The sequence below is a fragment of the Mesorhizobium sp. M0052 genome (genome assembly GCF_040323255.1).
Lineage (GTDB): Bacteria > Pseudomonadota > Alphaproteobacteria > Rhizobiales > Rhizobiaceae > Mesorhizobium.
Genome location: NZ_JAMYUS010000010.1, coordinates 84774 through 98305 on the forward strand (window position 1 = coordinate 84774; position 13532 = coordinate 98305).

Genomic DNA, 13532 nt, shown 5'->3' on the forward strand with positions numbered 1-13532 from the left:
CGTCGCGAAAAGCGCCAGCCCCCTACCTCCCCCTTGTGGGGAGGTAGGACCGCAGGTCCGGGTGGGGGGTGCCGCACCCCCACCCCGCTGCTGCGCAGCGACCCTCCCCACAAGGGGGAGGGTAAGGGGCGGCGCCATCCTTCGCCATGACACCATATGGATCAGAGGCTGGACATCGTGACCTCTCATCGTCTCTCATCCGGCGGTCTCATCGACCGTTCCACCCCCCTCACCTTCCGCTTCGACGGCATGACATTTTCCGGCTTCCAGGGCGACACGCTGGCGTCGGCGCTGGTCGCCAATGGCGTCAAGCTGGTCGGCCGCTCGTTCAAATACCATCGTCCGCGCGGCATTCTGACTGCGGGCTCGGAAGAACCCAACGCGCTGGTCGAACTGCGCACCGGCGCACGGCGCGAGGCCAACACCAAGGCCACGACGGCCGAACTCTATGAAGGCCTCGAAGCGGCCAGCCAGAACCGCTGGCCGTCGCTGCGCCACGATGTGATGTCGGTGAACCAGCTGTTCGCACCGATCTTCGTCGCCGGCTTCTACTACAAAACCTTCATGTGGCCGGCAAAATTCTGGGAAATGGTCTACGAGCCGGCGATCCGACGCGCCGCGGGTCTGGGTCGCGCGGCGGTCACCCCCGATCCGGATCACTACGACAAGGCCTGGGCGCATTGCGATGTGGTGATCGCCGGCTCTGGTCCGGCCGGTCTCGCCGCCGCACTCGCTGCAGGCCGCAGCGGTGCGCGCGTCATCCTGTGCGAAGAAGATTTTGCGCCCGGCGGCCGTCTGTTGTCGGATGGCGGCACGATCGACGGTCTGCCGGCCGCGGAGTGGCTGTCGCGCACACTGGCCGAGCTCAGCTCGATGCCGGATGTCCGCATCATGACCCGCACGACCCTGTTCGGCGTCTATGACGGCGGTACCTATGGCGCGATCGAGCGGGTCAACGATCATCTGCCGGTACCGCCCGAGCATCAGGTGCGCCAGCGCCTGTGGCGCATCGTGGCCAAGCGCTGCGTCGTCGCCGCCGGCGCGATTGAGCGTCCCATCGTCTTTGCCGGCAATGACACGCCCGGCGTGATGATGGCGTCCGCCATCCGCACCTACGTCACACGTTATGCGGCGACGCCGGCAAAGCGGATCGCGCTGTTCACCAACAATGAGGATGGCTGGCGCACGGTCGAGACGGCACTCGGCGCCGGGCTGCAGATCGCGGCGGTGATCGACACGCGGCCTGACGTCTCGCCTGCCCATCGTTCTCTCGCTTCCATGAACGGCTTCACCGTGCTGCATGGTTCGGTCAGCGGCGTCGACGGCGGCAAGGACGGCGTAAGAAAAATAGCGGTGTCGCTGACCGGCGGCGCGCGCGCCGAGGTCGAGGCCGACGGGCTTGCCGTTTCCGGCGGCTGGAATCCGGCGGTCGGGCTCACCTCTTACCATCGCGGCCGGCCGAAATGGCGAGACGACATCGCCGCCTTCGTGCCGGACGGCGCGCCGCCCGGTATGGTCGCCGCAGGTGCGGCTAACGGCGACTTCGGGCTAGGCGCCTGCCTGCGCGCAGGTTTCGAGGCCGGCGCCGCAGCGGCGCGGGACGCCAGCCGGATCGGCAATGCGGGATCGGCACCGGTCGCCGACGACGAGGCGTTCTCGCTGACCCCGCTCTGGCATGTCGCTGGCAAAGGCAAGGCTTTCGTCGACCAGCAGCATGATGTCACCGCGTCCGACATCGAGCTGGCGCAGCGCGAGGGTTTTGAATCGGTCGAGCACCTGAAGCGCTACACCACGCTCGGCATGGCGACCGACCAGGGCAAGACGTCCAACGTCGCCGGCCTCGCCATCATGGCGGCGGTGTCGGGCAAATCCATTCCCGAGACCGGCACGACCATCTATCGCCCGCCGTACGTGCCGGTCGCCATCGGCGCCTTTGCCGGCCACCATCGCGACGAAAATTTCCATGCGACGCGGCTGACGCCGTCGCATCACTGGGCGGCCGAACAAGGCGCGATCTTTGTCGACACCGGCCTGTGGAAGCGCGCGCAATGGTATCCGCGCGCGGGCGAGAAGGACTGGCTCGAATCGGTCACCCGCGAGGTCAAGGCGGTGCGCGGCGGCGTCGGCTTCTGCGATGTGTCGACGCTGGGCAAGATCGATGTGCACGGCCCCGATGCCGGCGCTTTCCTCGACCGCGTCTACATCAACACCTTCTCAAACCTTGCCGTGGGAAAAGCCCGCTACGGGCTGATGCTGCGCGAGGACGGCCTCGTCTATGATGACGGCACGACCTCGCGGCTGGCCGATGACCACTATTTCCTCACCACGACCACGGCGAAGGCCGGGCTGGTGATGCAGCATCTCGAATTCTGCCGGCAGGTGCTATTCCCCGAACTCGACGTGCAACTGACCTCGGTCTCCGACCAGTGGGCGCAATTCTCGATTGCCGGGCCAAGGACGCGAGACCTGTTGAAGGAAATCGTCGACCCTGCCGAGGACCTTTCGAACGAAGGTTTTCCATTCATGGGCGTGCGCGAAGTCGCTTTGCGCGGCGGCATCAAGGCGCGGCTGTTCCGCATCTCCTTCTCCGGCGAGATGGCGTTCGAGATTTCGGTGCCGGCGCGTTACGGTGAAGCGATGGCACGCAATTTGATGCTGGCGGGAAAACCGTTCGGCGTGACGCCGTATGGCACAGAAGCCCTCGGCGTCATGCGCGTTGAAAAGGGCCATGTCGCCGGACCGGAACTGAGCGGCACGACGACCGCCGCCGATCTCGGCCTCGGCAAGATGATGTCGACCAAGAAGGATTTCATCGGTCGCGTCATGGCCGGCCGCGAGGCGCTGGTGGCGCCGGACCGGCAGGTCGTGGTCGGCATCAAGCCGGTCGACAAGGCGCGCCGCCTGCGCTCCGGCGCGCACATCATCCCGAAGGGCCAGACGCCCGGGCCTGATAACGACCAGGGCTACGTCACCTCGGTCTGCTTCTCGCCGACGCTCGACCAGTGGATCGGTCTCGGCCTTGTCGAGCGCGGCCGCGAACGCATCGGCGAGATCGTCCACGCGCATGATCCGCTGCGCGGTGAAGACTACGATGTCGAACTCTGCAATCCCGTCTTCTACGATCCCGATGGAGGGCGCCAGCGTGGCTGATTTTTCCTGGGATGTTCGCAGCCCGCTCGAGCGCGCGCTCGCTCCTGGCGCTTACGGCGTGCAAGGCGATGCCGGTGTGTCGTTGACCGAGATCCGCAATTTCGACCTCGTCCAGGTGATGGCACGGCGCGGCAAGGCGGGTGATTTGGCCGAGGCCGCGAACGCTCGTTTCGGCGTCGCGGCTCCGGAAACGCCGAAGGCGGTTGGCACCGCGGATGCGACGCTGATCTGGTCGGGACCGGATCAGTTTTTTGTCCTGTCGAAGGGTGGCAGGACTGAGGTACTCGCTCAGACCTTTGCATCTTCCGCTTCGCTATCCGACCAATCGCATGCACGCGTGCTGATCAGCATCTGCGGCCTCAAGGCGCGCGCCATGCTGGCGAAACTGTCGTCGATTGATTTGCATCCCGATGCGTTTCCGGTTGGCGCTGCTGCCACGACCTCGATGGATCACACCAGCGTCACCCTCTGGCGTGGTGGTGACAAGGCGGATGGGCAGGCGGTGTTCAACCTCCTGGTGTTTGCGACGTTTGCCGAAAGTCTGTGGCACACGATGTTGGATTCGGCTGCGGAGTATGGCGTGGCTATCGAGCATTCCGAGGAGCTTTAGCTCGATAGTTTCAGATGTTGGCGCCGCCCCTCATTGCCCTGCCGGGCATTTCTCCCGGTATAGTGACGGGGAGAAAGAAGCTGGCCGCAGCCTCGGCGCTCATCCTGCAACGTTGGCGATTGGCGAAGCCGGCGACGACAGCGTCCTTCGCCCCGTTTACGAGGAGAAGATGGCGGCAGCCAGATGAGGGGCAGCGCTGACGTTCGGAAGATAGGGCTGATCGGCAAGGTTCGGCCTTAGCGACCGCGGCGAGAACGCCACCCTCCACCTTGCCAAACCCAACCGCGCTGCTATTCTTGCTGCTAAAATAATTTTACACACAGGCAAACTTGTTTCTCGAACCGCAAGGCTGAGATGAGCCAGTCGCCCTACCCCTCTGTCGCAGCCGGACCGCCGCGGCCGAGCCTCATCCTGAGGCCCGGCCAGATCGCGCTGCCGCCGGGCATGGAGCGCCATACTATCCTGGGGAATGGCGCGGTGCTGATCGAGGTCGAGGCCGGCGATACGTTCACCGTGCGCAATGTCGAGGGCGGGCAGGCTTGCGAGTTGCTGGCCTGGGACAGGACCGGCGCCACCGATCCTTCCATCCTCGGCGAAAAGTCCAACAGCAATGCCGCCGGGATCAAGGCGCTTCTGGCCGAGGGCGATGACAGCCTGGCTTCCGTCCGTCGTGGCCTTGAGCGCCGCCAGGTGCAGCTCGACGAGCCCAAGGCGGTGCGTGTGTTCGGCGGCGCAACGCCTGCCGGCACCGAGCAGGCATTCACGGTCAGGCGCGACGGCGCGATGCTGATTGCCGCACCCGGCGGGCCGATGCTCGTCGACAGCCATGATACGGCAACGCCGCTCACCGTCATGGTGCGCCGCGCCACCGTGCGCCTGAAGACAAAGTCGCAGCTGGCCGATCCGCTTGCCGATCCGGTGCTCGATCTGCGCGTCCATTCGGCGACAGCCGAATCCTATTTCGTCAAGGCGGGCGACTACCTGCAGATCATCGATGTCGACGGCCGCCAGTGCACCGATTTCCAGTGCTTCTCGGCGCGCAAGCTGGACAAGGGGCTGGACCATCCGCTCGACGTAACGACCACGCGCACGCTGATGGGGTCGAGCTACCCGATGCCCGGCCTTCACTCGAAATATTACGACCAGGACATGGAGCCGTTGGTCGAGGTTATCCAGGACACATGCGGCCGGCATGACGCGTTCGCGCTGGCGTGTGCCGCCAAATATTACGACGACATCGGCTATCCCGGCCACACCAACTGCTCGGAGAATTTCAACCGCGCGCTGGCCGACAAGGGTGTCACCCCACGTGCCGGCTGGATGGCGATCAACTTCTTCTTCAACACGGCGATCGACGCCCATGGCGTCATGGTGTCGGATGAGCCGTGGTCGCGCGCCGGCGACTATGTCCTGCTCAGGGCGCTCACCGACATCGTCTGCGTCTCCTCCGCCTGTCCCGACGACACGACACCGGCCAATGGCTGGAACCCGACCGACATCCATGTGCGAACCTATTCCGGCCAACACAAATTCTCGCGAGCGATCGCCAGACGCATGACGCCCGATTCGGAACCGAAAATGACCCGCGAGACCGCCTTCCATTCAAGCTTCGCCAAGCACACCCGCAACTTCGTGGAATACCGGGGTTATTGGCTGGCCAATTCCTTCGCCAAGGAAGGCGCCATCGCCGAATACTGGGCCTGCCGGCAGGATGCCGTGATCATGGACCTGTCGCCGTTGCGCAAGTTCGAGGTCACCGGCCCGGATTCCGAGGCGCTGCTGCAATACACGCTGACCCGCGACGTCAAGAAGCTCGGCGTCGGCCAGGTCGTCTATTCCGCCATGTGCTACGAGCATGGCGGCATGATCGACGACGGCACGCTGCTGCGGCTCGGCAAGGACAATTTCCGTTGGGTCGGCGGCGACGACCTGTCCGGCGAATGGCTGCGCGACACCGCGAAAAAGCTTGGCCTCAACGTGCTGGTGCGTTCCTCCACCGATCAGATGCACAATGTCGCTGTCCAAGGGCCGAAGAGCCGTGACATTTTGCGAGAGGTGGTCTGGACCTCGCCGCTGCAACCGTCGATCGACGAACTCGAATGGTTCCGCTTCGCTGTCGCGCGCATCGGCGGCGGCAATGGCATTCCGGTCGTGGTGTCGCGCACCGGTTATACCGGCGAGCTCGGCTACGAAATCTGGTGCCACCCACGCGACGCCGAAAAAGTGTTCGATGCCATCTGGGAGGCCGGCCAGCCGCACGGGCTGAAGCCGATGGGCCTGCAGGCACTCGACATGGTGCGCATCGAAGCCGGGCTGATCTTCGCCGGTTACGAATTCTCCGACCAGACCGACCCGTTCGAGGCGGGCATTGGCTTCACCGTACCGTTGAAGGCCAAGACCGACGATTTCATCGGCCGCGAGGCTCTGATAAGGCGCAAGGAACATCCGCAGCACAAGCTCGTTGGCCTCGACATCGACAGCAATGTCGCCGTCGGCCATGGGGATTGCGTCCATATCGGCCGCGCCCAGATCGGTGTCGTCACCTCGGGCATGCGCTCGCCGGTGCTGAACAAAAACATCGCTCTGGCGAGGCTTGACGTCACCCACGCGGCAATCGGCACAGAGGTGGAGATCGGCAAGCTCGACGGTCATGCCAAGCGGCTGCCGGCGCGCGTCGTGGCCTTCGCCCACTACGATCCGCAAAAGACCAGGCCGCGATCCTGAGGGTTGCACCCCCGGCCCTTCGCAGGCTCAGGGCGTTCGAAGCTCGAAAGCAATTGGCTTTCCGTCCGCTACCGCGGACCGCTTCTCACCCCACAAGGGGAGAAGGACAAAGCGAGCGTTTCGCAACCGTGATGTGCACGACGCCACAAATCACTTGACGTGAAAGCGCGCCGGATCAATCTTCACTGTTAAGAAAAAAATACGACTGAGTGGAAACACTGGAGTCGTGCGGTCATGTACCGGGGAACAAGCTTCGCGAAGCCGAGGCATCACCGGCCGGGAACACAAAATGGGGAATTCAGACAGATGAGCACGATTACCACTGCCCTGGAGCAGCCCGCTGAAGGCAAGCTGCTCCGCAACATCGACTGGCGCGGCGCCTTCTGGGTGGCGAGCGGCGTTCCTGCCCTTGTCCTGTTTTCGATCGGCGGCATTGCCGGAACGACGGGAACGCTGGCCTTCGGGATCTGGATCGCTTCCATGATCATGGGCTTCCTGCAATCCTTCACCTATGCCGAGATCGCCGGCCTGTTCCCGAACAAGTCGGGCGGCGCCTCGATCTACGGCGCCACCGCCTGGCTGCGTTATTCCAAGTTCATCGCGCCGCTGTCGGTGTGGTGCAACTGGTTCGCCTGGTCGCCGGTGCTGTCGCTGGGCTGCTCGATCGCCGCCGCCTATATTCTCAACGCGCTGGCGCCGGTGCCGCTGTTCACCGAGGCGTCGCCGGACGTCGTCGCCTATATCGCGGCGCATGCCGGAACGGTGCCTGCCGACGCCATCGCCGCCGTGACCGCGGCGGCCACGCCGGCGATCCGCAACTGGACGCTGTTCAGCCACACGCTAGGTCCTGTCTCCTTCACCCTCAATGCCACTTTCTTCATCGGCGCGGTGCTGATGCTGATCATCTTCTCGATCCAGCATCGCGGCATTCTCGGCACCGCCAATGTGCAGAAGTATATCGGCCTCCTGGTCATCATCCCGATGCTGATCGTCGGTGTCGTGCCGATCGTCACCGGCCAGATCAACTGGGCGAACTTTTCGCCGCTGGTGCCGCTGGCGGCGGCTTACGCGCCGGAGCCCGGCTCGTGGAACATTGCCGGCTGGACGCTGGTGCTGGGCGGCATGTTCATCGCCGCATGGTCGACCTATGGTTTTGAGACCGCCGTCTGCTACACATCGGAGTTCAAGAACCCGGGCACCGACACGTTCAAGGCGATTTTCTATTCCGGCCTGCTCTGCATGCTTCTGTTCATCCTGGTGCCCTTCACCTTCCAGGGCGTGCTGGGCCTCAACGGCATGCTGGCGACGCCGATCGTCGACGGCTCGGGTGTCGCCGATGCACTGGCCGGCATGGTCGGGGGTGGCGCATTGATCCACAGCCTCTTGGTGATGCTGATGATCCTGGCGCTGGTGCTGTGCATCATGACGGCAATGGCCGGCTCGTCGCGCACGCTCTACCAGGGCTCGGTCGATGGCTGGCTGCCGCGCTATCTCAGCCACGTCAACGAGCATGGCGCGCCGACGCGCGCCATGTGGACCGATCTCGTCTTCAACCTGATCGTGCTGGCCATCGCCTCGGCCGACGCGACGAGCTTCTTCTTCATCCTCGCCGTGTCGAACTGCGGCTACATCATCTTCAACTTCCTCAACCTCAATGCCGGCTGGATCCACCGCATCGACAACGGCCACATCAACCGGCCTTGGAAGGCGCCGAGCTGGCTGCTCGGCCTCGGCGCCATCTTCGCCTATGTAAACGCCATCTTCATGGGCGCCGGCGCCAAGGTGTGGAACCCGATGGCGCTCTGGGCCGGCCTGATCACAGCCGCCTTGATCATCCCGGTGTTCTGCTACCGGCACTACGTCCAAGACAAGGGCAAGTTCCCCGACCACATGCTGGCCGACCTCGGCATGGCGGGCGCAGACCTCTCGGTCAAAAAGGCAGGCATGCTGCCCTACCTGACGCTGGTCGCCGGCCTGGTGGTGATGCTGCTCGCCAACTGGTACTTCGTCATCTGAAAGTGATGGCTTGAAAAGAATGGGCGCGCTTCGGCGCGCCCGTTTCTTTTTGTGGCAGACGTCAGCCGGCCTTGCGGATGACCGCTTCGGAGCCTTCGAAGAACCGGTTCGGCGGACGCTTCAGGCCGAGATTCTCGCGCAAGGTGGTGCCCTCATACTCGCGCCGGAAGAGCTTTCGCCGCTGCAGCTCGGGCACCACCTTCTCGGCGAAGTCGTCGAGCCCGGCAGGCAGATAGGGGAACATGACGTTGAAGCCGTCTGACCCCTCGGCAAGCAACCATTCCTCCATCGCGTCGGCGATGGTTTTAGGCGTGCCGACGAAGGCAAGGCCGGAATAGCCGCCGAGCCGCTGCGCCAGCTGGCGGACGGTCAAATTCTCCCGGCGCGCCAGCTCGATGACGCGCTCGCGGCCGCTCTTCGAGGCATTGGTCTCGGGGATTTCGGGCAAGGGCGCGTCGGGGTCGAAGGCCGACGCGTCATGGCCGAGCGCGATCGACAGCGAGGCAATGCCGCTCTCGTAATAGACCAGGCTGTCGAGCTTGGCGCGTTTGGCCTGTGCTTCCTCGACACTGTCGCCGACGATGACGAAGGCGCCGGGCAGGATCTTGATGTCGTCGCGCGAACGGCCGAGCTTCTCGGCCCGGCTTTTGACATCGGCAAAGAAGCGCTGCCCGGACGCCAGATCGGAATGGGCGGCGAAGATCACCTCCGCCGTTTCGGCTGCCAGCTGCCGCCCGGCCTCAGATGCGCCGGCCTGGACGATGACCGGCCAGCCCTGCACCGGCCGCGCAATGTTGAGCGGGCCGCGCACCGAGAGATGCTCACCCTTATGGTCGAGCACATGCAGCTTCGCGGGATCGAAATAGAGCCCGCTCTCGGCGTCGCGGATGAAGGCGTCGTCGGCAAAGCTGTCCCAGAGGCCGGTCACCACATCGTAGAATTCCCGCGCATTGTGATAGCGCTCGTCGTGCTCGACATGCTCGTCGAGGCCGAAGTTCAACGCGGCATCGGGATTGGATGTGGTGACGATGTTCCAGCCGGCGCGGCCGCCGCTGATATGGTCGAGCGAGGCGAAGCGGCGGGCAATGTGATAGGGCGCGTCGAAGGTCGTCGATGCGGTGGCGACAAGGCCGATATGGTCGGTGACGGCGGCAAGCGCCGACAGCAGCGTGAACGGCTCGAACGAGGTCACCGTGTGGCTGCGCCGTAGCGCCTCGATCGGCATGTTGAGAACGGCCAGATGGTCGGCCATGAAGAAGGCGTCGAACTTCGCCGCCTCAAGCGTCTGCGCGAAGCGCTTCAGATGGGCGAAGTTGAAGTTGGCATCGGGATATGAGCCGGGATAGCGCCAGGCCCCGGTGTGAAGACTGACCGGACGCATGAAGGCGCCGAGCCGCAATTGCTTATTGTTTACCATGGGATGATCACCTGATGCGAATGAGCGTTGCCGCTCCGATATGTAAGCAGGATCGGACGGCTTTGCCGTCCTGGGAAGGAATTCTGTTTTGCAAAACAGGCGCCGCGAAGCATTTTCATACAGGTGGCCGTTCAACCTATTTTGATGAACCCGCCTGGTGTTGAGATACTTGCCTGGGTGCTCGGTGCCACCGGCAAGGAGAAAGCCAGAACGCCGCACGTCAAGCGTACGGCGTTCCAGCATTTTCCAAGGAAGATCCTGTGCCCCAGCAGCGCCTACTCGGCGGCCAGCGCCAGTGGCGGCCTGTCATTGTCCTGCACCGCCTCATCAGCCGGCTTCCTGCCTTTCTTCGGCTCGCGGCCGAAGAACAGCGCGTAGCCTGCCGGCAGCACCAGGATGGTGAGTACGGTGGCGACGAGGATGCCGCCCATCATGGCGTAGGCGAGCGGTCCCCAGAACACCGCACGCGAGATTGGGATCAGCGCCAGCACCGCCGTCATCGCCGTCAGCACGATTGGCCGGAAACGGCGCACGGCCGAGCCGATGATGGCCTCCGATCGGTCCATCCCCCTGGCGATGTCCTGATCGATCTGGTCGACCAGGATGATCGAGTTGCGCATGATGATGCCGAGCAGCGCGATGACACCGAGGATGGCGACGAAGCCGAACGGCGCGCCGCTGATCAACAGAGCCGCCGCCGCACCGATGATGCCGAGCGGACCGGTGGCGAGCACGAGCATCGCCTTGCCGAAATGCTGCAGCTGGATCATCAGGAGCACGACGATGACGGCCAGCATGATCGGCGCCTTGGCGGCAATCGAGGCCTGGCTTTCGGCGGAATCTTCCGCACCGCCCTGGATCTCGATCTTGTAGCCGGGCGCCAGGCCGGCGCGCATGCCCTGCATGTCATTGTAGAGCTTGGTGACGACGTCGTTCGACTGCACGCCATCCGGCAGCGTGGCGCGCACCGAGATGGTCGGCAGGCGGTCGCGCCGCCATTCGACGCCCTGCTCGAGCACCGGCACCACCTTGGCCACCTGCGACAGCGGCACGAAGCCGCCGAAATCGGTCGGGATATAGACCGAGTCGACCGAGGACAGCAGGCTGCGGCTGGCGTCCGGTTCGCGGGCGACGATGGAAACCGTCTCCTCGCCATCACGGAAGTCATCGAGCGGCGCGCCGGACATCGCTGCCTGCAGCATCTGGCGGATGCGTTGCGAGGTGACGCCAAGCGCACGGGCGCGGTCCTGGTCGATGACCAGCTTCATCGCCGGTACCGGCTCCAGCCAGTCGTCATGGACGGCGCCGAGCAGCGGATTTTCGGCGAATTTCGCCTTCACCTGGTCGGCGATGCGGCGCACCTCCTGGCGGTCCGGACCCATGATGCGCATCTGCACCGGCCAGCCGGTCGGCGGGCCGAGGAACAGACGGTCGACCTTGGAACGGATCGAGGGGAAATCCTGCGCCAGGATTGAGCGCAGCTTGAGGATCAGCCGCTCGCGTGCCGGCTCGTCATTGGCCATCACCAGAAGCTGCGCATAGTTCGGATTGCGCAATTGCTGGTCGAGCGGCAGGAAGAAGCGCGGCGCGCCTTCGCCGATATAGGTGGCGATGAAGCGCTTGTCCTTGTCGTCCATCATCCGGGCTTCCAGCGCCTTGGCCTGCGTCTCGACTTCCTTGATCGAGGTTCCCTCAGGCAACCAGAGATCGACGAGGATTTCCGGCCGCGAGGATTGCGGGAAGAAGTTTTGTGGGATGAACTGGAACGCCCACAGGCTGGTGGCGAAGGTGACCAGCGTCATCACCAGAACGATGATGCGGTGGCGCACCGCCCAGCCGACCGTGGCGCGCAGCCGCCGGTAGAAGCCGGTGTCGAAGGCGTCATGATGGTTGCCGGCATGCTTGCGCTGCTTGAGGATCATGTAGCCCAGCCACGGCGTGAAATAGACGGCGACGAACCACGACACGACGAGCGCGATGCCGACGACATAGAACAGCGTGCGCACATATTCGCCTGCGGTCGAGGCGGCGAAGCCGACCGGGATGAAGCCGGCGATGGTGATCAGCGTGCCGCTCAGCATCGGGAAGGCGGTCGAGGAATAGGCGAAGCTCGCCGCCTCGATCTTGACCAGCCCCTCCTCCAGCTTGCGCTCCATCATCTCGACGACGATCATGGCGTCGTCGACCAACAGCCCGAGCGCGATGATCAGGGCGCCGAGCGAAATGCGCTGCAGATCGATGCCGAGCTCGTACATGATTGCGAAGGTGGCGGCCAGCACCAGCGGAATCGCAATGGCGATGACCAGGCCGGAACGCCAGCCGATCGACAGCAGCGAGACAGCAAGCACGATCAGCAGCGCCTCGCCGAGCGCCTCCATGAACTCGTTGACGGCGTCCTTGACAACCTCGGGCTGGTTGGAAATCTGGTCGACCGCAACGCCGTAGGGCAGCGCTTCCTCGAAGCGCTTGTAGGTCGCCTCGACATCCGTGCCGACGTCCCTGACGTTAAAACCCTTGGCCATGACGACGCCGACCTGGACGCTTTCGTGGCCGTTGAAGCGGTACTTGCGCTGATAGGGATCTTCGAGACCGGAACTCACGGTGGCAATATCGCCAAGACGTGTCACCTGACCACCGGCGCGCAGGCGCAATTCCCTGATGTCGGCAGCCCTGGTGACATCGCCCTCGACCGAGATGCGCACCGAGCGCAGGCCGGTGTCGACGGAGCCCGCCGGATCGACATTGTTCTGGCCCTTGATGGCGTTCTGCAGGTCGGTCAGCGTCAGGCCGCGTTCGGCCAGGGCCTTGGACGAGACGTCGATATAAAGCTTCTCCGGCTGGTCGCCGATGATGACGGCCTTCTCGACGCCCGGCGTCGTCAGCAGCATGTCGCGAGCCTGGGTGGCGAATTTCTTCAGCTCCGGATAGCTGTAGCCGTCGCCGCCGATCGAGTGCAGGGTGATGAAGGTGTCGCCGAACTCGTCGTTGAAATAGGGCCCGAGCAGGCCTTGCGGCAGGTCGCCGGCGATGTCGCCAACCTTCTTGCGCACCTGGTAGAAGGCGTCCTTCACCTCCTCTGCATTGGTGTCGCCCTTGATCTGGACGGTGATGATGGCGCTGCCGGCGCGGGTGTAGGAACGGACGAAGTCGAGGTGCGGCGTTTCCTGCAGCTTGCGCTCGATCTTGTTGACGACCTGGTCTTCCATCTCCTGGATCGAGGAGCCAGGCCAGATCGCCTGGACGACCATGACGCGGAAGGTGAAATCGGGGTCTTCCTTCTGGCCCATGCGCATCAGGCCGAGCGCGCCGGCAATGATGATCAGACCGAACAGGAAGCGCGCGATCGAGGGATGGCCGATGGCCCAGCGCGAAAGATTGAAAGGCTGCTTTTCAGTGCTGTCGGTGGTGGTCATCGGCGTCAGTCCAATTCGTTGATCGTGCGCGCATACGCTTTGCATGCAGCTAAAATATTCCGATGCTGGCTTCCGGGCGGCGAGGCTTTCCGAGCGGAGAGACACTCATCGCGGTGGGACGCGCGGATCGATGCGGGGGAACTCGATCTTGGCGTCTCGACCATCGGGCGCTCGCCGCCCGGAAACCCTGAATTCGCTTGCC

Annotated in this window: 6 protein-coding genes; 4 read left to right on the top strand and 2 right to left on the bottom strand. The window is 64.1% G+C overall.

Annotated elements, in window-relative coordinates; genetic code table 11:
- Positions 1–156 precede the first annotated feature (156 nt).
- The 4 genes from NKJ77_RS15695 to NKJ77_RS15710 all read left to right on the top strand — a co-directional run bounded on the left by NKJ77_RS15695 (position 157) and on the right by NKJ77_RS15710 (position 8500).
- Entirely contained in the window at positions 157–3150 is a 2994-nt protein-coding gene (locus tag NKJ77_RS15695) for a sarcosine oxidase subunit alpha (protein WP_352535423.1), read from the top strand.
- Positions 3143–3760: a sarcosine oxidase subunit gamma gene (locus NKJ77_RS15700; protein WP_352535457.1), complete on the top strand. Its 618-nt coding sequence runs from the start codon at positions 3143–3145 to the stop codon at positions 3758–3760. Before NKJ77_RS15695 ends, NKJ77_RS15700 begins: the two co-directional genes overlap by 8 nt.
- A gap of 354 nt (positions 3761–4114) precedes the next feature.
- Positions 4115–6484 carry a trimethylamine N-oxide demethylase gene (locus NKJ77_RS15705; protein ID WP_352535424.1) on the top strand — a complete coding sequence of 790 codons (2370 nt, stop codon included), beginning with the start codon at positions 4115–4117 and terminating at the stop codon, positions 6482–6484.
- 306 nt (positions 6485–6790) lie between these two features.
- Positions 6791–8500, top strand: a complete 1710-nt coding sequence (locus tag NKJ77_RS15710; RefSeq protein WP_023668560.1) for a trimethylamine N-oxide permease — start codon at positions 6791–6793, stop codon at positions 8498–8500.
- 61 nt (positions 8501–8561) lie between these two features.
- Here NKJ77_RS15710 and NKJ77_RS15715 read toward each other — a convergent pair whose 3' ends face one another.
- Entirely contained in the window at positions 8562–9917 is a 1356-nt protein-coding gene (locus tag NKJ77_RS15715; protein WP_352535425.1) for an LLM class flavin-dependent oxidoreductase, read from the bottom strand.
- Between the two features lie 275 nt (positions 9918–10192).
- The gene (locus tag NKJ77_RS15720) at positions 10193–13330 is read right to left on the bottom strand and encodes an efflux RND transporter permease subunit (RefSeq protein ID WP_352535426.1); all 3138 of its coding nucleotides are present in this window, start codon (positions 13328–13330) and stop codon (positions 10193–10195) included.
- Positions 13331–13532: the final 202 nt, after the last annotated feature.

What these genes read in the sequence shown, in the direction of transcription:
- NKJ77_RS15715 (WP_352535425.1), bottom strand. Translation starts at nt 9,917, where the DNA reads ATGGTAAACAATAAGCAATTGCGGCTCGGCGCCTTCATGCGTCCGGTC.
- NKJ77_RS15705 (WP_352535424.1), top strand. Translation starts at nt 4,115, where the DNA reads ATGAGCCAGTCGCCCTACCCCTCTGTCGCAGCCGGACCGCCGCGGCCG.
- NKJ77_RS15710 (WP_023668560.1), top strand. Translation starts at nt 6,791, where the DNA reads ATGAGCACGATTACCACTGCCCTGGAGCAGCCCGCTGAAGGCAAGCTG.
- NKJ77_RS15695 (WP_352535423.1), top strand. Translation starts at nt 157, where the DNA reads ATGGATCAGAGGCTGGACATCGTGACCTCTCATCGTCTCTCATCCGGC.
- NKJ77_RS15720 (WP_352535426.1), bottom strand. Translation starts at nt 13,330, where the DNA reads ATGACCACCACCGACAGCACTGAAAAGCAGCCTTTCAATCTTTCGCGC.